The 22,166-nt window shown below is 72.3% G+C and carries 17 protein-coding genes; 2 read left to right on the forward strand and 15 right to left on the reverse strand.

The window, feature by feature from the left end:
• Positions 1-233: 233 nt before the first annotated feature.
• The 9 genes from ACFV3R_RS03185 to ACFV3R_RS03225 all read right to left on the reverse strand — a co-directional run bounded on the left by ACFV3R_RS03185 (position 234) and on the right by ACFV3R_RS03225 (position 12,208).
• Positions 234-4,370 (reverse strand): ribonuclease E/G, encoded by a 4,137-nt coding sequence (locus tag ACFV3R_RS03185; RefSeq protein ID WP_385574523.1) that lies wholly within the window; start codon positions 4,368-4,370, stop codon positions 234-236.
• A 237-nt stretch (positions 4,371-4,607) separates the two neighbouring features.
• Entirely contained in the window at positions 4,608-5,390 is a 783-nt protein-coding gene (locus ACFV3R_RS03190) for a TIGR03936 family radical SAM-associated protein (protein ID WP_385574527.1), read from the reverse strand.
• A gap of 346 nt (positions 5,391-5,736) precedes the next feature.
• Positions 5,737-6,543: a hypothetical protein gene (locus ACFV3R_RS03195; RefSeq protein ID WP_385574530.1), complete on the reverse strand. Its 807-nt coding sequence runs from the start codon at positions 6,541-6,543 to the stop codon at positions 5,737-5,739.
• Between the two features lie 121 nt (positions 6,544-6,664).
• Positions 6,665-7,651, reverse strand: coding sequence for a transglycosylase SLT domain-containing protein (locus ACFV3R_RS03200; RefSeq protein ID WP_385574534.1), 987 nt, complete (start codon positions 7,649-7,651; stop codon positions 6,665-6,667).
• A 218-nt stretch (positions 7,652-7,869) separates the two neighbouring features.
• Complete coding sequence (locus ACFV3R_RS03205) at positions 7,870-8,223, reverse strand: WXG100 family type VII secretion target (protein WP_385574538.1); 354 nt, start codon at positions 8,221-8,223, stop codon at positions 7,870-7,872.
• A 120-nt stretch (positions 8,224-8,343) separates the two neighbouring features.
• Positions 8,344-8,925: a hypothetical protein gene (locus ACFV3R_RS03210; RefSeq protein WP_385574541.1), complete on the reverse strand. Its 582-nt coding sequence runs from the start codon at positions 8,923-8,925 to the stop codon at positions 8,344-8,346.
• A gap of 212 nt (positions 8,926-9,137) precedes the next feature.
• Entirely contained in the window at positions 9,138-10,172 is a 1,035-nt protein-coding gene (locus ACFV3R_RS03215) for a hypothetical protein (protein WP_385574544.1), read from the reverse strand.
• Positions 10,173-10,292: 120 nt separating this feature from the next.
• Positions 10,293-10,646 carry a WXG100 family type VII secretion target gene (locus ACFV3R_RS03220; RefSeq protein ID WP_385574548.1) on the reverse strand — a complete coding sequence of 118 codons (354 nt, stop codon included), beginning with the start codon at positions 10,644-10,646 and terminating at the stop codon, positions 10,293-10,295.
• A 233-nt stretch (positions 10,647-10,879) separates the two neighbouring features.
• A complete protein-coding gene (locus tag ACFV3R_RS03225; RefSeq protein WP_385574552.1) occupies positions 10,880-12,208 on the reverse strand; it encodes a tetratricopeptide repeat protein in 1,329 nt (442 codons plus the stop codon).
• Between the two features lie 141 nt (positions 12,209-12,349).
• On the opposite strand from ACFV3R_RS03225, the gene ACFV3R_RS03230 reads away from it, so the two are divergent.
• A complete protein-coding gene (locus ACFV3R_RS03230) occupies positions 12,350-12,562 on the forward strand; it encodes a hypothetical protein (protein WP_385574556.1) in 213 nt (70 codons plus the stop codon).
• Positions 12,559-13,095, forward strand: coding sequence for an ATP-binding protein (locus tag ACFV3R_RS03235; RefSeq protein WP_385574564.1), 537 nt, complete (start codon positions 12,559-12,561; stop codon positions 13,093-13,095). Before ACFV3R_RS03230 ends, ACFV3R_RS03235 begins: the two co-directional genes overlap by 4 nt.
• A gap of 121 nt (positions 13,096-13,216) precedes the next feature.
• On the opposite strand, the gene ACFV3R_RS03240 is transcribed toward ACFV3R_RS03235, so the two are convergent.
• From ACFV3R_RS03240 to ACFV3R_RS03265, 6 genes are all read right to left on the reverse strand, one after another.
• The gene (locus tag ACFV3R_RS03240) at positions 13,217-15,142 is read right to left on the reverse strand and encodes a TIGR03960 family B12-binding radical SAM protein (RefSeq protein ID WP_385574569.1); all 1,926 of its coding nucleotides are present in this window, start codon (positions 15,140-15,142) and stop codon (positions 13,217-13,219) included.
• 279 nt (positions 15,143-15,421) lie between these two features.
• Positions 15,422-16,630, reverse strand: a complete 1,209-nt coding sequence (gene rodA / locus ACFV3R_RS03245) for a rod shape-determining protein RodA (RefSeq protein WP_385574572.1) — start codon at positions 16,628-16,630, stop codon at positions 15,422-15,424.
• Entirely contained in the window at positions 16,627-18,858 is a 2,232-nt protein-coding gene (gene mrdA, locus ACFV3R_RS03250; protein ID WP_385574577.1) for a penicillin-binding protein 2, read from the reverse strand. Before mrdA ends, rodA begins: the two co-directional genes overlap by 4 nt.
• A 103-nt stretch (positions 18,859-18,961) precedes the next feature.
• Complete coding sequence (mreD, locus tag ACFV3R_RS03255; RefSeq protein ID WP_385574583.1) at positions 18,962-19,690, reverse strand: rod shape-determining protein MreD; 729 nt, start codon at positions 19,688-19,690, stop codon at positions 18,962-18,964.
• A 2-nt stretch (positions 19,691-19,692) separates the two neighbouring features.
• Positions 19,693-20,637 carry a rod shape-determining protein MreC gene (mreC, locus tag ACFV3R_RS03260; protein ID WP_385574589.1) on the reverse strand — a complete coding sequence of 315 codons (945 nt, stop codon included), beginning with the start codon at positions 20,635-20,637 and terminating at the stop codon, positions 19,693-19,695.
• A 416-nt stretch (positions 20,638-21,053) separates the two neighbouring features.
• Positions 21,054-22,073, reverse strand: a complete 1,020-nt coding sequence (locus ACFV3R_RS03265) for a rod shape-determining protein (protein ID WP_385574593.1) — start codon at positions 22,071-22,073, stop codon at positions 21,054-21,056.
• Between the last annotated feature and the right edge of the window lie 93 nt (positions 22,074-22,166).

Below are 22,166 nucleotides of genomic sequence, written 5' to 3' on the forward strand. Positions count from 1 at the left end.
GAATCCGAGAGGACGAGCGGCCTCCCCCGGTGAACCGGGAGGTGTCTGCTCAGGGGTGTGGCGTTCACACGCCGACGGTCAAGGTTACGGGGCGCGAAGAGCGGAGGTCAAACCGGGACCGGGCGGGCCGCCACGCACCTTACGGGGCGTCCCCGGCGGCCGGACGGGCCCGGCCCCGGCCCGGGTAGCGCGCGGGGCGCGACCGGGCCGGGGCCGGGGCGGGAGCCGACTGCTCACTCCTCCGAGGAGCCGGCCTCCGAGGGTGCCGACTTCTTGGCGGTGCTCTTCTTGGCCGTCGTCTTCTTGGCGGCGGTCTTCTTCGCCGGCGCGGTCTTCTTGGCGGTCGTCTTCTTGGCCGCCGCCTTCTTCGCCGGTGCCTTCTTCGCGGCCGTCTTGCGCGCCGGGCGCGCCTCCTCCGCCGCCTCCGCCGCCGGCTCCTCCTGGGCCGCGGCCTCCCCGGCGGGCTCCTGGGGAGCGGCCTCCGGTTCGGCGGCCGCCGCCTTGCGGGTGGTGGCCTTCTTCGCCGTCGTCTTCTTGGCGGCCGTCTTCTTCGCCGGCGCCTTCTTGGCGGTGGCCTTCTTCGCCGCCGCCTTCTTCGCCGGACGCGCCTCCTCGGCCTCCGCCGGGGCCGACGGCTCCTCGGCGGCGGGCTCCGGAGCCGGCTGCTCCGCCGCGGGGACGGGCTCGGCCGGGGCGGGCTCGACGATCTCGGCGGCCTGGGCGGGCGGTGCGGAGACCTCCCGCGTCACCCGGCGGCGACGGCGGGCGGGAGCCGCGGCGGGCTGCTCGGGAGCGGGCGCTGCGGCCTCCTCGGCTGCGGGCGCCGGGGCGGGCTGCTGCGCGGGCTCCTCGGCCGCCGGGGCCGGCGACTCGGCCGCCACCACGATCTCGGCGGACTCCTCGACGGCCTTCGGCGACCCGGCGGGCGCCGAGACCTTGCGGCTCACCCGACGGCGTCCCCGCCGTCCCCGTGCTGCCGCGGCCTCGGCCTCGGCGGGGCTGCCGAACCACTCGTCCACCTCGGCGGCGGCGTCCTGGGCGACCGCCGCGGCGGGCTCCCGGTCGGCGGGCTCGGGCAGCTCGACGGGGACCTCCGGCTCGGCCTCGGCCTCGGGAGCATGTTCGACCTGCTCGGACACGGCCTGCTGCTCGCCGCCGCCCTTGCCCTTCTTCTTGCGCTTGCCACCGCCACCGCCACCGGGGGTGGTGACCTGGTCCATGTGCACGATCACGCCGCGGCCGTTGCAGTGCACGCAGGTCTCGGAGAACGACTCCAGCAGTCCCTGGCCGACCCGCTTGCGGGTCATCTGGACCAGACCCAGCGAGGTCACCTCGGCGACCTGGTGCTTGGTGCGGTCCCGGCCCAGGCACTCCAGCATGCGCCGCAGCACCAGGTCGCGGTTGGACTCCAGCACCATGTCGATGAAGTCGACGACGATGATGCCGCCGAGGTCGCGCAGCCGCAGCTGGCGCACGATCTCCTCGGCCGCCTCCAGGTTGTTGCGGGTGACGGTCTCCTCCAGGTTGCCGCCCTGCCCGGTGAACTTACCCGTGTTGACGTCGACGACGACCATGGCCTCGGTCTTGTCGATCACCAGCGAGCCACCGCTGGGCAGCCAGACCTTGCGGTCCAGCGCCTTCATGAGCTGCTCGTCGATGCGGTACGTCGCGAACACGTCGACGTCGGAGGTCCACTTCTGGAGCCGGTCGACGAGGTCGGGCGCGACGTGGGCGACGTAGCCGTGGATGGTCTCCCAGGCCTCCTCGCCGCTGACGATGACCTTGGAGAAGTCCTCGTTGAAGATGTCGCGCACGACGCGGACGGTCATGTCCGGCTCACCGTAGAGCAGCGTGGGGGCCTTGCCGCTGTCGGTCCTGGCCCGGCGCTGGATCTCCTCCCACTGCCCCTGGAGGCGCTCCACGTCGCGGCGGAGCTCGTCCTCGCTGGCGCCCTCGGCGGCGGTGCGCACGATGACGCCCGCGTTCTCCGGGACGACCTTCTTGAGGATCTGCTTGAGGCGGGTGCGCTCGGTGTCGGGCAGCTTGCGGCTGATGCCGGTCATCGAGCCCTCGGGCACGTAGACCAGGTACCGGCCGGGCAGCGAGACCTGGCTCGTCAGTCGGGCGCCCTTGTGGCCGATGGGGTCCTTGGTGACCTGCACCAGCACGGACTGACCCGACTTCAGCGCGGTCTCGATGCGGCGCGGGCCCCCGGAGTGGCCCAGCGCCTCGAAGTTGACCTCGCCGGCGTAGAGCACGGCGTTGCGGCCCTTGCCGATGTCGACGAAGGCGGCCTCCATCGAGGGCAGGACGTTCTGCACCTTGCCCAGGTAGACGTTGCCGACGTAGGAGGTCGACTGCTCCTTGTTGACGTAGTGCTCGACGAGGACGTTGTCCTCCAGCACGCCGATCTGGGTCCGGTCGCCGTTCTGGCGGACGACCATGACGCGCTCGACGGCCTCACGGCGGGCCAGGAACTCGGCCTCGGTGATGATCGGCACCCGGCGGCGCCCCTGCTCACGGCCTTCGCGACGGCGCTGCTTCTTCGCCTCCAGGCGGGTGGAGCCCTTGATGGACTGGACCTCGTCGGAGGCCTCGGCCTGCTTGCGCGGCTCGCGGACCTTCACGACGGTGCGCTCGGGGTCGTCGTTGCCGCCCTCGGCCTCGACCGTGTCCCCGCCCCGACGCCGGCGGCGGCGACGCCGGCGGCTGCTGGAGCTGCCGCCGCCCTGCTCGGCGGTCTCCTCCTCGGGCTCCTCGGCGGCCTCCGCGGCCTCCTCGTCCGTCGTCTGCTCGGCTTCGGGTGCGGCGTCCTTGCCCGCCTCGGCGTGGCCGGCCTCCTGCTCCGCGCCCTCGTCCTCGGACTCGGCGCCCTGCTCGGCCTCGGGGCTCTCCCCGCGGCGACGGCGACGGCCACCGCGGCGGCGACGGCGGGAGGGGCGCTCCCCGGCGTCCTCCTCCGCCTCGGCGGACTCGGCCGCCTCCTCGGGCTCCGGCTCCTCCTGGGGGGCCTCGGCGGGGGCCTGCTCGGCGGCGGGCTCCTCGGCCTGGCCGCCGCGGCGACGGCGGCGACGGGGGGTGGTGGTGCGGGCCTCGCGAGCCGGCTCCTCCGCCTCCTCGTCCCAGTCGGTGCTGTCCTCGTCGGTGGCCGCCGCGGCTGCCGCCGCCGCTGCCGCAGCCGTCTCCGGCGTCTGGAACATCGGCTCGGTGAAGACGGGGGCCTGGAACATGGCGGCCGGTGCCCGGCGGGAGCGGCGGCCGGCGGCGGGCCGCTCGGTCTCCGTCGCCCGCTCGGCGGCCGGGGCCTCGGCGGCGGCCGGTGCCTGCTGGCCGGAGCGCTCGGCCCGGCGGCGGCCACGGCGGCGCGGGCCCTCCTCCTCGGCCGTCTCGGCCGGTGCGGGCTGCTCGGCCGGTGCGGCCTGCTTGGCCTGCCGGCTCCGCTCGGTCTGCTTCGCCTGCCTGGGCCTCTCGGCCTGCTGGGGCTGGTCGGTCTGCTGGGGCTGGTCGGCCTGAGCGGCCTGCTCGGCGGTCTCGTCGACGGGCTCCGTCACCGAGGCGGCCGGGGCCGTGGCCCGGCGGGTGGCGCGGCGGCGGGAGCGGGCCGGTGCGGCCGGGACCTGCTCCTCGGCAGCCGGCTGCTCCTGCTCCTGCTCGGCGACGGTCGCGGCGCCGGCGGACACGGCGGCCTCGCCCTGCTCGGCGCTGCTCGGGGCGCTCACCGCGCGGACGGCGCGACGGCGGGAGCGGGCCGGGGCGGCGGGCTCGGCGGCGGCGCTGTCGGCGGTCTGGGGCTCGCGGTCGGCGGTGGCCTCCGGGGCGGGGGCGGCCTCCTGGGCGGCGGGAGCCTCGGCCGGCGCCTGCTCCGGGCTCCCGGCGGGGGCGGTGGAGCGGCGGGTGGCGCGGCGGCGCGGGCGGCCACGCGGCGCCTCGGCGGCGGCTGCGAGCTCGGTCGCGGTGGCGGCGTCCTTGCCGGCGGGCTCTTCCTGGGAGGCACCGGCCGCCGCGGCGGGGGTGTCCTCGGTGGCCTCGGAACCGGTGCGGACGGTGGCCTCGGCACCCCTGGGGGCGCCGGTGGGGGCGCTGGCCCGACGGGTCGCGCGACGGCGCGGACGGTCGGGGGCGGCGGCGTCACCGGTGGTCACGGCGGCCTCCGCGGAGGACTCCGAGAGGGCGCCGGTGGCGGGGGCCGCCGACTCCGCGGCCGGTGCGACGACCTCGGCGGCGGCCTCGGCCGCACCACCCGCGGCGGGCGGCCCGGCCGGCCGGGACACGGCACGGCGCCGGCGGCGCGGCGGCAGGGTGTCGCTCGGGGTGTCGTGGGCTCCGCCGTGCGGGGCGGAGGCGGAATTGGGCTCAGTGGGCTCGAGCATGCGGGCATTTCTCCCGTCACGCTCCCGGGCGCCGGGCCGCGGGGCGGTCCGCGTCAGTTGCACGTTCCGCCGTCCGGGGCTGGGCGCCGCACGGGAGCTGTCGTTTCGCTCGCCGGTCCCGGGTGGTCCGGGACCGGCGAAAGTCTCCTGGTCGGTTGCGTTCGCCGTCACCGGGGTGGCTCCCTGGTGCGGCGGCGACGCGGCGACGGCGCTCCCGTACGGGTACCCCTCCCCCGGCTACGCCGGAGGAGTCCCGCCCGGCGCCGTCGCGAGGTTCTGTCCGCTTGCCGCCTGTGAGGCGGTCTCGGCAGCGTCGCGGTCGGGCGCGAGCGGGTCGGTCACCGTACCGCTCTCCGCATCGAGCGGCCCCTGCGCCAGCCTGGTCACCGCTGCGGGGACCGGCGGCGCCAGGTCGGCCGTGGCTCGGAGACCGGTCAGGACGTCGTCGGGTCGTACGGCGGGTGTGGCGTGCCGAACAACCAGCCGCAGTATCGCACAGGCATCGCTGCCCGGCCTATCGCTCCCGTCACCCCGGGCTTCCAGGTGGACGACTGCGGAGCGGGCGTCGAAGGTGCGCAGACCGTTCTTGGTGCGCCGCTCGACCAGCACCTCCTCGGCCGCGAGGAAGGTCTCGGCGGCGCGTCGGGCGGCCTCGGGGGCCACGCCGTCGAGCCGCAGCTCCCACTCGGAGGCCTCCAGCCGGTCGGCGAGACCGCTGGTGCGCGCCTCCACGGCGTCGACGACGTCGAGGCCGGGCGGCAGGGAGGCGTCCAGCAGGGCCCGCAGCGCCTGCGGGTCGCGGGCCTCGGTGAGCTGGATCTCCAGGTACTCGGCCTCACTGCCGGTACCGGTCGGTGCCGCGTTGGCGTAGGACACCTTCGGGTGGGGGGTGAACCCGGCCGAGTAGGCCATCGGCACCTCGGCGCGGCGCAGGGCCCGCTCGAAGGCGCGCTGGAAGTCGCGGTGGCTGGTGAACCTCAGGCGGCCCCGCTTGGTGTAGCGCAGTCGGATGCGCTGCACCGCCGGTGCGGGCGGCGGGCCTTCGGGCTGTCGCTTGCCCAGTGTCCTTCAGTCCTTCGTGAGTGCGGACGTTTCTCCTCGGGAGTCCTCCGCCGGGCCCGGCGCCGCGCCGGGTGGCGCTGCCGGCTGCCCGGTGGCCACGGCCACGGGCACCCACGCCGCCCTGCGGTCCGCGCCGCCGCCACGACCTGCTCGGACGCTCGGGGTGAGGGCGGGCGCGTCCACGGGAGGACTCCTTACAAGAGTACGTGCCGCGCGGGCCGTGGGTTCCCGCCGCCGGTGGGGCGGCCCCGGCGGCTGACGCTGCCCTGCCGGGCCGGGGAGCGTCAGCCGCCGTGCCGGGAGGTCAGTGGCAGTCGCCGAACGCCGTGCAGACCGGGGTCTCCATGGCCTTCAGGACGGTGCGGTCGGCGGGCGCGGTCCACTTGCGGCCGGGGTCGGTGGCCCAGACGACGACCTCGGTGACGGTGGGACCGGTGAGGGACAGGTAGGTGTGGACCTGGTTGGTGGCGCCCTGCGGGTCGGCTACGGCGAAGTTGGCGGCGAGGTCGCGGTTCCCGCCGTCCTGGCCCTCGGTGGTGATCTTCACGTGGACGTCGGGGGCGGCGTCCTTGCAGCCGACCAGCTCGTCCCGGAGGCCGTTGTAGAGCGCGAAGGCGGACTGCTCCGCACCGGAGCTGCCGCCGGGGTAGTGGACGATGGTCTCCCTCGCCTGCCAGTCGGAGGCGCTGCCGGTGCCGGCCAGCTTCGCCTGCGCGGCCGGGCCCTTCCAGTCGCTGAGGGAGAGGGAGGGGACCCGGGTGGCGCCGCAGAAGGTCTCGGGGGCGAACTTGGGGTCGTGCGCGGTCCTGGCGGCCTGAGCGGTGGCGGGCCAGTCGTAGTTCCGGGCCATCGGGACGTCGTCGCGGTTGATCCAGGCGCCGGCCGCGATGGCCGACTGCGACGGCGCGTGGGAGGCCGGGGCGGAGGAGGCCGAAGAGGGCGAGGAGGCCGAGGAGGTGGGCGTCCCCGCGGGGTCGCCGGCGGCGGAGGACGAGGCGGAGGGGGACTGCGGGCCGCTGGTCTGGGCGTCGTCGGGGTCGCAGGCCGTGAGGGCGCAGACGGCGAGGACGAGGGTGGCGAGGGCCGCGGTGCGGGTGGTGGCGCTGGGCACTGGGTGATCGTTTCCTTGTTCGTACGGATACGGAGGGTGGGATGCGTGAGCGGTGTGGTCGTCGGTCGTCGGGACCGCGGCCGGCGGGGGCGGCGGTGCGAGCGCCCCGCCGGCCGGCGGCTCAGTAGCCGTGCCCCGGGGCGTTCGGGTTGGCCTGGGGAACCTTGGCCGCGAGGTTGGAGCCGTCAGCGGACACGCCGTAACGGGACATCATGTAGTTCATCGACGCGGCGCAGTTGGCGACCGGGTCGTAGATGTCGGTCGAGGTGCCGGGCTGGTGGTAGGCGGCGAAGGTGCTGGGGATGCACTGCCAGCCGCCGCGGGAGCAGTTGCCGGGGTGGCCGTCACCGGCCGCGGCTCCGTGGGCGTTGGAGTCGGTCAGGTTGATCTGGTAGTTCGGCGAGTTGTAGGCGGACTCGCGCTGGGCGACGGTGAGCATGCCCTCCTCCCAGTTGCGGCGGGCCTGGGGGTCGGTGACCCCCATCTTGTCGAGCGCCTGGTCGATGTACTCCTTGCAGGCGTCCCGGCCGCTCTTGTAGGTGCCCGCTCCGCCGTAGGAGACGTCCGAGACGGGGATCTTCGCCGCGTTGCTCTGGTGCCCGTCGGGGGTTCCGGTGTCGCCGCCGTTGCCGCCGTCCCCGCCCTGGCCGTTGCCGCCGTCCCCGCCGGAACCGTTGCCGGTCCTCCCGGGGTGGCCTCCGGAGCCGGTGTGCGGGGACCCCGGGTCCTTGCCCCGGTGCTGCTCCTTGAGCTTCTTCAGGTGCTCCTCGATCTTCTTCTCGGTGGCTTCGTACTCCGCCTTGACCTGTTTGATCTTGTCCGCGTCCTGCGACAGCTCCGCCATCAGCGTCCGCTTGCGCAACTCCAGCGACTGCGTGGTCTCGTGGATCCGCTGCACGTCCCGCAGCACCTCGAAGGCCACCGCGAAGCCCGGCACCAAGGTCGCCAGCTGCGAGGACGCCAGGTCCACCGCCGCCGCCTTCGCCAGCGTCCCGGCGATCTCCGCCAGCTTCTTGTCCATCTCCTCAAGACGCCGGCTCGCCGTACGCCAGTCCTTCTCGACCTTGGCCAGCTCCCCCATCTCGAAGCCGAACGTGTCCTTGGCCATGCGAAAACCCCCGTGTGGTACCTGTCCTGTGCGCCGTCGCCGTCCGGTCGCGGCGCGGGCGGTGCGGTGGGCGACGCAGGGAGCGTCCCCCGCCGCCGTCCCGCTCACGCGTCGCCCCGCGACGGGGCCGGTGCCGCGGCCGACCGGTCCGTCCGCCGCGGTCGGCAGGGAGGCACCAGCCTGTGCCGTCCCGTTGCGTGTCCGTAGCGTTGGCGATGTCAGTAGACGTTGGCGAGGCGGGTGACGTCCTTGCTCAGCGTGTGCAGGTCGTCCGAGACCCCGTTCAGCTCCTTCACCCGCCCCTGCGCGTGCTGCACGAACGCATCCGACGCCGGACCGTGCCAGGTCAGGTGCGAGACCGTCGTCGACATGTCCTTCGACAACGTCTCCAACTCCTTGCCGAGCTGGTCCAACTCAACGGCGATCTTCTTCAGATCCGCCTCGCCCCCGCCGAACATCTGCGTCAACGCCCAGTGCGCAATCTCCGCCGGGGCCATGACAATCTCTTTGCCGACCTCGACCACACCGCCGACGACCTTCTCCACGCCGTCGACAAGGTCACCCAGACCCATGCACCCACCCCCGTGGTGTGAGAGGCGGCCGGGCGCCGCCACTGAGCCGACAGGCTACTCCGGCACGAACACGTCAGGAAGTGGGGTGGGGACGGTCCGTGTCCGGGCGGTTCGTGTGGGTCAGGAGTGCCAGATCTCGCGCATCCGCGTGACGCGTCCCTGCCCGTCCAGGGTGAGTTGGTAGGTGTCGCCCGAGCAGCTCAGGGGTGCGGGTACGCTCTCGCGCCGCAGGCAGGCGGTGATGTGGTCGAGCAGCGCCGCGCGGCCCACGGTGCGGAACTTCGTGGGGTCGCCGGCCGCCAGCAGTCCGGTCGCGCCCGCGGTGAGCCGGTAGCGGACCTCGCCCTCGGCCGCCTGGTAGTGGCCCCCGTTGGGGTCGCAGACGTAGGTGGTGAGGTGCGCGGACAGGGCGCCGCCCGAGGACGGTTCACCGCTGACCGTCACCACCTTGCCGCCGTCCCACTTCAGACCCGGCGTACAGGCGGGGCCCGGTTCCGAGGACGCCGGGGCGCCGTCGGTGGCGGGGGCGGAGGCGGTCGGCGAGGGACCGTCGGCGGAGTCGGTGGCGGAGGGCTGCGCCGTGGTGGCGGGGGCGGACGGGGCGGCGTCCGCCTTCTGGTCGCTCCGGTCGGGACCGCAGGCGGTGAGGGTCGCCAGTGCCGCCGCCAGCAGGACGGCGGACGACAGGCTGCGAGGACGCATGGCGCGGTGGGCCCTTTCGTGGGTGGGAAGTCGGCGGTACCCGTGACTGGGTGGCCCGGCACGGTGAGCGCCGGACGGGTAGGTGGGGAGGATCCCTGTGGCAGCGGGGCGCGGCGGGAACCGGCGTCTGGCGCTGTGCGGTCGCGCGGCGGCGGGTGGGCCGCGCCCGGTGGGTGTGCGGGGCCGGGGCCCTTCCCCGCACACCCGTCCGCTCAGAGTCCGTTGCGGCGGTAGGGCACGTACGGGTGACCCGCGGCCAGTTCGGAGCTGGCGTCACCCTGGTAGTACGGGTACGGGATGACGTGGGAGACGGTTCCCTGCGAGCCGTTGTCCTCCAGGGCGATGTACTTGGTGTGCGCGTCGTCGGCCCAGCCGCCGAAGAGGACGGTGTGGTCGCCGGCGACGAGGGCGTCACCCGGCTGGAGGTCGTCCTTGCCGATCTGGTGGGCGACGTCGTGCCCCATCAGGCCCCAGGTGTTCAGGCCGGGCGGCTTGAGCCCCCAGGCCGCGGAGACGAAGCCGGAGCAGTCGTCGCGGTAGCCGTTGGTCGTGGCGGACTGGCTGTAGCCGATGTTGTGGCGGACGCGTTCCAGCGCGCGGTCGATGATGTCCTTGCGCTCCTGTGGCAGCCCGTCGGTGTCGGGGGCCTGCTGCACACCGGCACCCGTGGTGGTGTGGTGCTTCCCCGGCGACCAGGCGTCCCAGTTGCCGTGCGTCTCCCACTTGCCGTCGCCGTGGCCCTGGGCCGGCGTGCCGCCGCCCCCCGACCCTCCGGTGCCACCGCCACCACCGGTTCCCCCGCCGCCGCCACCGGTTCCGCCACCGCCACCGGCCCCGTGGAGACCGGTGTGGGGGGACCCCGGGTCCTTGCCCCGGTGCTGCTCCTTGAGCTTCTTCAGGTGCTCCTCGATCTTCTTCTCGGTGGCTTCGTACTCCGCCTTGACCTGCTTGATCTTGTCCGCGTCCTGCGACAGCTCCGCCATCAGCGTCCGCTTGCGCAACTCCAGCGACTGCGTGGTCTCGTGGATCTGCTGCACGTCCCGCAGCACCTCGAAGGCCACCGCGAAGCCCGGCACCAAGGTCGCCAGCTGCGAGGACGCCAGGTCCACCGCCGCCGCCTTCGCCAGCGTCCCGGCGATCTCCGCCAGCTTCTTGTCCATCTCCTCAAGACGCCGGCTCGCCGTACGCCAGTCCTTCTCGACCTTGGCCAGCTCCCCCATCTCGAAGCCGAACGTGTCCTTGGCCATGCGAAAACCCCCGTGAGTGATCTGGGAACCGCGGGGCCGCCCGCGGTCGTCCGGCCCGGTGACGTCCTGCACCGGGCGGCTGTCCGTGTCGAGGTGCGGTGGTCCTCGACGTCGGTGATGTCAGTAGACGTTGGCGAGGCGGGTGACGTCCTTGCTCAGCGTGTGCAGGCCGTCCGAGACCCCGTTCAGCTCCTTCACCCGCCCCTGCGCGTGCTGCACGAACGCATCCGACGCCGGACCGTGCCAGGTCAGGTGCGAGACCGTCGTCGACATGTCCTTCGACAACGTCTCCAACTCCTTGCCGAGCTGGTCCAACTCAGCGGCGATCTTCTTCAGATCCGCCTCGCCCCCGCCGAACATCTGCGTCAACGCCCAGTGCGCAATCTCCGCCGGGGCCATGACAATCTCTTTGCCGACCTCGACCACACCGCCGACGACCTTCTCCACGCCGTCGACAAGGTCACCCAGACCCATGGCAGAACCCCCGTTACTCACACGCAGTGTTCGCGTACCGACACTTCGTCAAAAGGTTACCGAAGGGTGTGACGGGCGTGAAGGGAAGGGCAGGTCGGAGCGTGGGCAAGTGCCATGAGGACACGGGAGGCAACCGCGTGGCCGGCTGAGGTCTCCGGCATGTCAGTCCTTTCTCCACGCCTACCGCGCGGCAGCACAGTTGAGGGCGACCGCCCCGGAGGCGCCCGGTCAGCTCACGCCACGCTCTTCCTGACCGCCACACCCTTCTCGTACAGCTCACGGGCCTGCTCGTTGCGCTGGTGCGGTCTGATCAGGGCGAACATGTGCGCCACCTTGGCATCACACTTCCCTGATTCCACGAAGGGGTAGTCGTCCAGCGCGAGTGACCAGGTGGCGCAGGCGTCTTCGAGCCGTCCGGCCTCCAACTGGCGTTCGGCCAGGAGGGCTCGACGGTGCACCCGGGTGCGACGGTAGGTGTCGTCGCGCGCCTTGTCGGCGGCCTGCATCACCTTGAGGGCGCCCGCCACGTCGCCCAGTTCATAGCGGACCTGGGAGGAGTGGTAGTACAAGGCGGCGGGATCGTAGGAGCCGAACGTCTTCACCCCTGCTTCGGCCTTGTCCATGGCCCGCTCGGCCTCCTGCAGGTATCGCAGGGCGGCCCGGCTCTCACCGAGTTGGGCCGCCGAGTGAGCCTGCTGTCCGGCCAGGAAGGCGCGCATGCGGGGGCCCGCCGCCGGAGACGCCGCCGCGGCAGCATCGGCGAGGCGCACCGCCTGTCGGCTGTGTCCCAGATCCGCCTGCACCGACATCCCCCGGAGGGTCGTGCAGTAGGTCAGGTGGTCGTCGGCCGCCCCGGCCAGTTCGAGCGCTTTCAGGTAGTACCGCTGGGCGAGGCCGTGCAGCCCTTCGTCCACGGCCATGTAACCGGTGAGGTAGCAGAGGTCCGAGGCGGCGGAGAGCAGGTCCCGGCGGACCTCGGGCCGTGCGTCGCAACGGAGGTACGTAGCAACCGTGTTGACCAGGAAGGTCGCCGCCATGGGCCGTGCATGCCTGCCTCCGTAGCGGTCGTCCAGCCCGCTCAGCTCCTCGGTCATGTCCTGGACCATCCGGACTTCGCCCTGACCGATGTGTTGCGAACGGCCGGCTTGGACGGCTTCGGCCCGTCCGATCACGTCCGGCCAGTCGGGGATGGACAGGGCGACCGAGAAGAGGGCCGCCCCCAGGACGCCGCGTCGTGACGGATCCATGTCCTGCCTCCCGAGATCGACGAGGCCGTCGACCATCTCCCGGGGCCCGGCCTCCTGAACCTTCGGTGCCCGCAGGCCTGCCTCGGCGAACGTGACCGGACGCGACAGACGCCTGGACAGTGCTTCGACGATCAGGCCGCGGACGCGCTCTCGCGGCTCCGTCCCGCGAAGCCAGTGCGAGACAGCCGACTCGTCGTACCGCAGCTCGCCCCCGGACTCCGCCCCCAGCCGATTCACCGCGTTGACGAACTGCCGCTGGCTCCAGTGCGCCTCCCGAAGCAGCGCCGCCAGACCGGCGTTCGGGCTCTTCGCCATTTCCGCCCCCGCAGAAGTCTCGGAAACTTTCAGGACTTTCACGTTCCGCTCCGGCTTCCAAGGTACCGCGCTGTGTCAGGGCTCGGTTACTCATTGCGAGTGGACGCGTCAGGCCGCGCGTCCGGAACAGAGAGGCTTCACGTGACCCACGGATCGGCACCCTCGTCGCAGGATGCGCTGAAGGCCGGCCGCGAGGCGGCCCGGGAACTGGCCTGCGCCCTGCGCGACATCGGGCACCCGCTGCCCAGCATCGACGGCGACTTCCCCGTTCACGGGCTCGCGATGGTCCGGCTCGGAGGATGCAGCGCCGCCGCGGCGTCGCGACTCGCCCAGTGGCTCAGGGAGCACGGGTGAACGACCGCTGTGAGGCCGTCGAGAAGGCGCGCCCCCCGAAGTTCGCCACGGCGGTACGACCCACGACCGCCACCGATGCCGACACGGTCGGTGAACCCGCCGCAACACCCCGGCTTCTCTCCACCGGTCTACCCGGCTGCACCAGAACCTGGCCCCGCGAACCCCGGACCGCCGCCCGCGCCCGCAGCCTGGTGCGGACCGCCCTGCTCGCCTGGGGCCTCGACCAGGCAGCCGACGACGCCGTCCTCGTCGCCTCGGAGCTGGTCGGCAACGCGGTCCGGCACACCGCATGCCGCTCCCTCCGGTTCAGCATCACCAGGGAGAGCCACTGCACCGTCCGTATCGCCGTCTCCGACAGATCCCTCTCGCTGCCCCGGCGCAGCTCCGCGGGAGACGGAGCCGCATGCGGACGGGGGCTCGTCCTGGTGGGGACGCTCGCCGAGCGGTGGGGCGTGGACGTACGCCGGTGGGGCAAGGTCGTCTGGGCCGAGGTGAACGCCGTCGCCGGCGCCGCTGTCCCACCGTCCCCCTGAACGAACCCGAACGAACGAACCCGGCCCCGGCAGGGTCATCCCCCGCCAGGACCGGGTCACAGCACCGCCGGACCGCGCAGACCCACAGGCGCGGGTCCGGCGGTTCCGGGGCGCCGCCGTCCTACTTCACCACCGACAGCGGCAGCAGCTTCTTCCCCGTCGGGCCGATCTGGATCTCGGTGTCCATGGCCGGGCACACGCCGCAGTCGAAGCACGGCGTCCAGCGGCAGTCCTCGACCTCGGTCTCGTCCAGGGCGTCCTGCCAGTCCTCCCACAGCCAGTCCTTGTCGAGGCCGGAGTCGAGGTGGTCCCAGGGCAGGACCTCCTCGTAGGAGCGCTCGCGGGTGGTGTACCAGTCCGCGTCGACGCCCTGCTGGGGCAGGGTCTGCTCGGCGCACTTCATCCAGCGGTCGTAGCTGAAGTGCTCGCGCCAGCCGTCGAACCGGCCGCCGTCCTCGTAGACGGCGCGGATGACGGCGCCGATGCGGCGGTCGCCGCGGGAGAGCAAGCCCTCGACGATGCCGGGCTTGCCGTCGTGGTAGCGGAAGCCGATGGAGCGGCCGTACTTCTTGTCGCCGCGGATGCGGTCGCGCAGCTTCTCCAGGCGGGCGTCGGTGCCCTCGGCGGAGAGCTGTGCCGCCCACTGGAAGGGGGTGTGCGGCTTGGGCACGAAGCCGCCGATGGAGACGGTGCAGCGGATGTCGTTCTGGCCGGAGACCTCGCGGCCCTTGGCGATCACCTTCGTCGCCATGTCGGCGATCTGCAGGACGTCCTCGTCGGTCTCGGTGGGCAGGCCGCACATGAAGTACAGCTTGACCTGGCGCCAGCCGTTGCCGTAGGCGGTGGCGACGGTGCGGATGAGGTCCTCCTCCGAGACCATCTTGTTGATGACCTTGCGGATGCGCTCGCTGCCGCCCTCGGGGGCGAAGGTCAGGCCGGAGCGGCGACCGTTGCGGGTCAGCTCGTTGGCGAGGTCGATGTTGAAGGCGTCGACGCGGGTCGAGGGGAGGGACAGGCCGATCTTGTCCTCCTCGTACCGGTCGGCGAGGCCCTTGGCGACCTCGCCGATCTCGGTGTGGTCCGCGGAGGAGAGCGAGAGGAGGCCGACCTCCTCGAAACCGGTGGCCTTCAGGCCCTTCTCGACCATGTCGCCGATGCCGGTGATGGACCGCTCACGCACCGGCCGGGTGATCATGCCGGCCTGGCAGAAGCGGCAGCCCCGGGTGCAGCCCCGGAAGATCTCCACGGACATCCGCTCGTGGACCGTCTCCGCCAGCGGGACCAGCGGCTGCTTGGGGTAGGGCCACTCGTCGAGGTCCATCACGGTGTGCTTGGAGACCCGCCACGGCACGCCGGAGCGGTTGGGCACGACGCGGGAGATGCGGCCGTCGGGCAGGTACTCGACGTCGTAGAACTTCGGCACGTAGACGCTGCCGGTCTTCGCCAGGCGCAGCAGCAGCTCGTCGCGTCCGCCGGGGCGTCCCTCGGCCTTCCAGGCCCGGATGATGTCCGTGATGTCCAGCACGGCCTGCTCGCCGTCGCCGACCACCGCGCAGTCCAGGAAGTCGGCGATGGGCTCGGGGTTGAACGCGGCGTGCCCGCCGGCCAGGACCAGGGGGTGGTCCTCGGTGCGGTCGGCGGCCTCCAGCGGGATGCCGGCCAGCTCCAGGGCGGTGAGGAGGTTGGTGTAACCCAGCTCCGTGGAGAAGGAGACGCCGAGGACGTCGAAGGCGCCGACGGGCCGGTGGGCGTCCACGGTGAACTGCGGCACACCGTGCTCGCGCATCAGCGCCTCAAGGTCGGGCCACACACTGTAGGTGCGCTCGGCGAGGACCCCCTCGCGCTCGTTGAGGACCTCGTAGAGGATCTGGACGCCCTGGTTGGGCAGGCCCACCTCGTAGGCGTCCGGGTACATCAGTGCCCAGCGCACGTCGCAGGCGTCCCAGTCCTTGACGGTGGAGTTGAGTTCTCCACCGACGTACTGGATCGGCTTCTGGACGTGGGGGAGAAGCGCTTCCAGGCGCGGGAAGACCGTCTCGGCAGACATCGCGGCGCTTTCGTGAGCTGGTGCAGAGCAGAACGGGGCGGACGCAGGTCAACCCCGGGTTTCTCGGCCCGGTGGCCCCGGAGCGGTGCGGGCGGCCACACGGGTGACCATCCAGACTAACCCGGCCGCGGGGTTGCGGACGCCGCGGGAGGCACGGGACGGGGGGCGGGTGTGGCCCGTCGCACAGCCGGGCCGGGTGGGGCGGGGACGGGGCGGGCCCCGCGGCAGGTCGCCACGGGGCCCGTCCTCCTCGGCCCGGACGGCCCGGGCCGGGGCGCCTCAGGCCGAGACCGGCCGCTGCACCCGGATCGACTGGAGCAGCCCTATCGAGATCCACACCGCGAACATCGAGGTGCCGCCGTAGGAGACGAAGGGCAGCGGGAGTCCGGTCACCGGCATGATGCCCAGGCACATCCCGATGTTCTCGAAGGCCTGGAAGGCGAACCAGGCGATGACGCCGGCGGCGACGATGGTGCCGTAGAGCTCGGTGCTCTCCCGGGCGATGCGGCAGGCGCGCCAGAGGACGACGCCGATGAGGAGGATGATGAACCCGGCGCCGACGAAGCCGAGCTCCTCCCCCGCGACGCTGAAGATGAAGTCGGTCTGCTGCTCGGGGACGAACTGGCCGGTGGTCTGGCTGCCGTGGAAGAGGCCGGCGCCGAAGAGGCCGCCCGAGCCGATGGCGATGCGTGCCTGGTTGGTGTTGTAGCCCACGCCCGAGGGGTCGAGGTTGGGGTTGGCGAAGGCGGCGAACCGGGCGATCTGGTACTCGTCGAGCAGGCCGAGCTGCCAGACCAGGGCGGCGAGGACGACGACGGCGGCCAGCCCGCCGAGGATCCACCGGTTGGAGGCGCCGGAGGCCAGCAGCACGCCGAGGATGATGGCGCCGAGCACCATCACCGAGCCCAGGTCGGGCATCAGCATGATCACGCCGACGGGGACGGCCGCCAGCCCCAGCGCCTGCATGACCGTGCGGTGGTCGGGGTGCGGGTTGTCGCCGGCGTCGACCCGCGCGGCGAGCACCATGGCCATGCCGAGCGTGATCGTGATCTTGGCGAACTCGGCGGGCTGGAGCGACAGGCCGCCCGGGATGGCGAGCCAGGACCGGGAGCCGTTGATGGTCGCCCCGAGCGGGGTGAGCACCAGCAGGCACAGCACCACCGAGGCGCCGTAGAGGATGGGCACGGCGGTGCGCAGGGTGCGGTGGCCGAGCCAGATGGTCCCGGCGCACAGCGCCAGTCCGATGCCGGTGTTGACCAGGTCCTTGAAGAGGTAGGCGTACTGGTCGCCGTGGGTCAGCTCGGTGCGGCCCCGGGTCGCGGAGAAGACCAGCGCCCAGCTCGCGATCGAGAGCATCAGGCACGCCAGGAGCAGCACCCAGTCGAGGCGGCGGATCAGCGAGCCGCGGGCGGTGAGCTTGTTCCAGGTGCTCGGCTCGGGGCTGTAGCGGGGGACGTTGAAGGTGCGGCTGCTGTAGGAGGAGGTCACAGGCTCGGCCTTCCGACGGCGGAGGGACGGGTGACCAGGTCGGCCGGTGTCGCGGCGAGCGAGGGCGGCGCGGAGGGCGAGTAGGGCCCGCTGGAGCCGTCCGAGGTCGGCGTGGCGGTCTCCTCCGGAGCCGTGTTGAGCGGCGCCGACTCGATCGTGCCGTCCTTGCGGATGGTGGGCAGCTTGGCCTGCGGGTGCGGCAGCAGCGCCTTCTTGCCGTCGATGGAGCCGTCGTCCTGGACGCCGTAGAGCGCGTTGTAGATCTTGCGGACGGCCGGCCCGGAGGCGCCGGAGCCGGTGCCGCCCTGGGAGATCGTCATGACGACGCTGTAGTCCTTGGTGTAGGTGGCGAACCAGGAGGTCGTCTGCTTGCCGTAGACCTCCGCGGTACCGGTCTTGGCGTGCATGGGGATCTTGTCCTGCGGCCAGCCCTGGAAGCGCCAGGCGGCGGTACCGCGGGTGGCGACGCCGGCGAGCGCGGAGTCGATCTGGTGGAGCGTCTTCTGCGTGTCGGGGAGCTTGCCGCGGACCTTCGGCTCGATCTCCTTGACGCCCTTGCCGTCCGGGCTGACGACCGCCTTGCCGATGGTCGGGGTCATCAGGGTGCCGCCGTTGGAGATCGCCCCGTAGATGTCGGCCATCTGGATCGGCGTGACGAGGGTGTCGCCCTGGCCGATGGAGTAGTTGACGGAGTCACCGGCGCGCATCTGGTTGCCGGTGGCGCAGTTCTCCTTGGCGATCCGGGAGGCGTAGTCCTTGCCGGTGGCGCCCTGCTTGCACCAGACGTCCTTGTTGGCCTCCCAGTAGGCCTTCTTCCACTGGCGGTCCGGGACGCGGCCGGTGACCTCGTTGGGCAGGTCGATACCGGTCTCCTTGCCCAGGCCGAACTGGTGGGCGGTCTTGTAGAACCAGTCCTTGGCCTTCTTCGACGGGTGGATGCCGCCGTCCTTGAGCCACTGCTTGTAGGCCAGGTCGTAGAAGACGGTGTCGCAGGAGACCTCCAGCGCCCGGCCGATGCTGATGGGCCCGTAGTTCTCCGACTCGAAGTTCTTGAACGTCTGACTGCCGATGTGGTAAGCGCTGGAGCAGTCGTAGTGGCCGTTGAACGGGTAGCCCGCGTTGACCGCCGCCGAGCTGGAGATCACCTTGAAGATCGAGCCGGGTGCCGACTGCCCCTGGATCGCCCGGTTGAGCAGCGGGTAGTTGGAGTTCTTGCCGGTGAGCTTGGCGTAGTCCTTGGCGGAGATGCCGCCGACCCAGGCGTTGGGGTCGTACGTCGGGTTGGAGGCCATCGCGACCACCCGTCCGGTCTTGGCCTCCATCACCACCACGGCCCCGGAGTCGGCCTTGTAGTTCTTGTGGGTCACGGAGTCGTACTGCTTGCGCGTCTCCTTCATCGCCTGGTCCAGCTCCTTCTCGGCGACGTGCTGGACGCGGGCGTCGAGGCTGGTGACGACGTTGGAGCCGGCGGTGGGCGGGTCGGACTTGGCCTTGCCGATGACCCGGCCGAGGTTGTCGACCTCGTAGCGGGTGACGCCGGCCTTGCCGCGCAGGTAGCTGTCGTAGGTGCGCTCCAGGCCGGAGCGGCCGATCTGGTCCGAGCGCAGCAGCGGGGACTCGGTGTCCTCGGCCTCCTTGATCTCGTCGTCGGTGACGGGCGAGAGGTAGCCGAGCACCTGGCCGGTGTTGGCGTTGCCGGGCGCGGGGTAGCGGCGCACGGCGGTGGGCTGCGCGCTGATGCCGGGGAAGTCCTCGGAGCGCTCGCGGATCTGGAGCGCCTGCTGGGTGGTGGCCTCGTCGGTGATGGGGATGGGCTGGTAAGGCGAACCGTTCCAGCAGGGCTGCGGGGTCTTCGCGTCACACAGCCGGACCTTCTCCTGGATCTCCTTCTCCGGCATCTCCAGCACCTTGGCGAGCCGCCCCAGCACCGCCTTGCCGCCGTCGTCCATCTTCATCAGGTCGGTGCGGCTGGCGGAGACGACCAGGCGGGTCTGGTTGTCGGCGAGCGGCACACCCCGGGCGTCCAGGATCGAGCCGCGCACGGCCGGGTCGACGACCTGCTGGACGTGGTTGTTCTTCGCCTCGGTCGCGTAGGTCTCGCCGTTGCGGATCTGGAGGTACCACAGGCGACCGCCGAGGGTGGCCAGCAGCGAGAAGACGAGTATCTGGATGGCGACCAGGCGGATCTTGACGCGCGGGGTCCGTCCGGTCTCGGGGATGTTCGACATGGCGCGCTCTTCCGTTGTCAGTGCCGGAGGCGGAAGGGGTTCTTCGGGAGGTCGGCGGGGTCACCGCCGCACGGAGGAGCTGCGGGGCCGTGGCCGGAGCAGGTCACAGGCGCTTGACCCCCTTGATGCGGCCGGCCTTGGCGCGCGCCGACCGGCCCAGCAGACCGCCCCTGCCGCCGAGCCCGAGCGACCTGCCCTGCCGCGGCATGCGGCCCCGGCTGCTCTTGAAGCCGGCGGAGGTGGTCAGCCAGTTCCCGGCGCTCAGCGGGGACGTGGCCTCCAGCCCGGTACCGGCGGTGGAGCCCCGCTCCCCCGCCAGCGGGTCGTTCTCGGTGCGGCGGGCCAGGGCCATCACCACCGGCAGCACGAAGGGCGCCAGCACCAGGTCGTAGAGGGCCGCGCTGAGCATCAGCCCGGACAGACCGACGTTGCGGGCGGCGGTGTCGCCGACCAGGGCGCCGACACCCGCGTAGAGCAGCGTGGAGACGACGGCCGCGCCGATGACGACGAGGAGCGGCAGCACCACCGTGCGCTGCTGCTGGCGCCGGGCGTCGGCGGCGAACAGGCCCGCCACGTAGCCGACGACGCAGAGCACCAGCGCGTACCGGCCCACCGCGTGGTCGGAGGGCGGCGCCAGGTCGGCGAGCAGCCCGGCGAAGAAGCCGACCAGGCAACCGCCCACGCACCCGTGGACGAGGGCCAGTCCGAGGACGACCATCAGCAGCAGGTCGGGCACGGCGCCGGGCAGGTGCAGCCGGGCCAGGACGCTGACCTGGAGGACCATGGCGACGATCACCAGGGGCGTGGCGAGGAGGATCCGGTTGATGCGCATCGTCAGTTCCTGGGGGAGGCGCTCGGGGAGCCCTGGGCGCCGGGGGTGGCCGTGACGGTCACGGTCGGCGTCGGCTTGGGCTTGGCCGGGGCGGGCGGGAGGACGGAGTCACGCGGGTCGTGGCGGGGCGGCACCACGACGACGCCGACCACGTCCAGCTTGCTGAAGCCGACGTAGGGGCGGACCTGGAGGGTGCGGGTCAGGGCGCCGTTGGCGGGGTCGACGCGGACCACCCGGCCCACCGGCACGCCGGGTACGAAGGGCTTGCCGTTGCTGGAGCCGAAGGTGACCAGCCGGTCGCCCTTCTTCACGTCCGCCCTGCCGTTGAGGAGCTGCACCTTCAGCGAGCGGTCGCCCTGGCCGTTGGCGAAGCCGATCTCGTCGGTCTTCTCCATACGGGTGCCGACGGTGAAGTCGGGGTCGTTGGCGAGCAGGATCGTGGAGGTGGTGGGCGAGACGGTGGTGACCCGGCCGACCAGGCCGTCCCCGTTGATCACCGTCATGTCGCGGGCGATGCCGTCCTGGGAGCCGGCGTCGATGGTGACGGTCCAGGAGAAGCCCTGGGCCGCTCCTATGGCCACCACCTGGGCACCCTTGATGGTGTACTGCCCGGCGCCGGCCATCTTGAGCATCTTGTCCAGCTCGGCCGCCCGGTTGCGGTTGCGGTCGGTGGAGCCGAGCTGCGCCTTCAGGGCGGCGTTCTCCTGCTCCAGTTGGGCGACGCGGCTGTGGCGTCCGGGCGAGTCGCGGATGGCGGCGACGGCGTTGCCGACCGGGTCGACGACGGAGGCCACGCCGTTCTCGACGGGTCCGAAGGCGGAGGCGGCGGCCTGCCGGGCGCTGTGCAGCGGGGACTGCTCGCCGCCGCGGATGTCCACCGTGATCAGCGCGAACGCGATCGCTACCAGCAGCACCAGCAGCAGCCGGCTCTCTCGTGTGTCCCTCACGTGCGGCGGCCGTGTCCTTCCTCGTAGGACCGGCCGGCTGCGGGCCTGCGCCGGTCTCGTTGGGGAGTCGAGCGTTGTGCCAGTTCGGAACGGGCGGCGACGGCCCTGCCGGGGCGTCCCCGCGTGTCCCGGTGCGCGTCATGTGCGGACGCACGGGTGGTACGGGAGGCGGGGTCGCCCTGGGGCGGCGGGTCCGCCGGTGCTGCGGTACTGCGAGGCGGTTCGGTGACCGGACCGGCGGGCGGCGGCGGCGGGGCCGGTCGCGGGGGCGGGGCGCCCGCACTGCTCCGGGGCGCTCCCCCGGGCAAGAGCCGTCCGGTGCGCGGGGAGTTGCGTCCTGCCTGTATATCAGCTCGTCACGGTGCGCCGCGGGCGCGGTGACGGCCCCGCCGGCAGGTGGCGGGGCCGCTCACCCGTCAGCGGCGGGGCTGGGAGTCCAGAACCTGCTGGAGCGCCTCGAACTCCTCGACGCACTTGCCGGAGCCCAGGGCGACGGAGTCCAGCGGGTCCTCGGCGATGTGGATGGGCATGCCGGTCTCGACCCGGAGCCGCTCGTCGAGGCCGCGGAGCAGGGCACCGCCGCCGGTCAGGACGATGCCGCGGTCCATGACGTCGCCGGACAGCTCGGGCGGGCACTTGTCGAGGGTGGTCTTGACCGCGTCGACGATGGCGTTGACGGGCTCCTCGATGGCCTTGCGCACCTCGGCGGCGGAGATGACCACCGTCTTGGGGAGACCGGAGACCAGGTCGCGGCCACGGATCTCGGTGTGCTCGTCCTGTTCGAGCTCGTGCGCCGAACCGATGGTGATCTTGATGCTCTCCGCGGTGCGCTCGCCCAGCAGGAGGCTGTACTCCTTCTTGATGTGCTGGATGATCGCGTTGTCGAGTTCGTCGCCGGCCACCCGGATGGACTGGGCGGTGACGATGCCGCCGAGCGAGATGACGGCGACCTCGGTCGTGCCGCCGCCGATGTCCACGACCATGTTGCCGGTGGCCTCGTGGACGGGCAGGCCCGAACCGATGGCCGCGGCCATGGGCTCCTCGATGATGTGCACCTGCCGGGCGCCCGCCTGCGTGGACGCCTCGATGACCGCCCTGCGCTCGACACCGGTGATGCCCGAGGGGACGCAGACCACGACGCGGGGGCGGGCGAGGTAGCGGCGCTTGTGGATTTTGAGAATGAAGTACCGCAGCATCCGCTCGGTGATCTCGAAGTCGGCGATGACGCCGTCCTTCAGAGGCCGCACCGCGACGATGTTGCCGGGCGTGCGGCCGATCATCTTCTTCGCCTCGGCGCCCACCGCCAGAATGCCGCCGGTGTTGGTGTTGATGGCCACGACCGAGGGTTCGTTCAGAACGATTCCCCGACCTCTGACGTACACCAGCGTGTTGGCGGTCCCGAGGTCGACAGCCATGTCACGGCCGATGAACGACATGTTGTTCCCCATGAGGATGCGTCAGGCCTTCCCAGCTGGAGCGGATGCTTGTGTGAGGTCGGCGGTTTACGAATGGGACGGTGCGCCTGCGGC

Origin of the sequence: Streptomyces sp. NPDC059740 (assembly GCF_042733155.1) — a bacterium.
Taxonomy (GTDB): domain Bacteria; phylum Actinomycetota; class Actinomycetes; order Streptomycetales; family Streptomycetaceae; genus Streptomyces.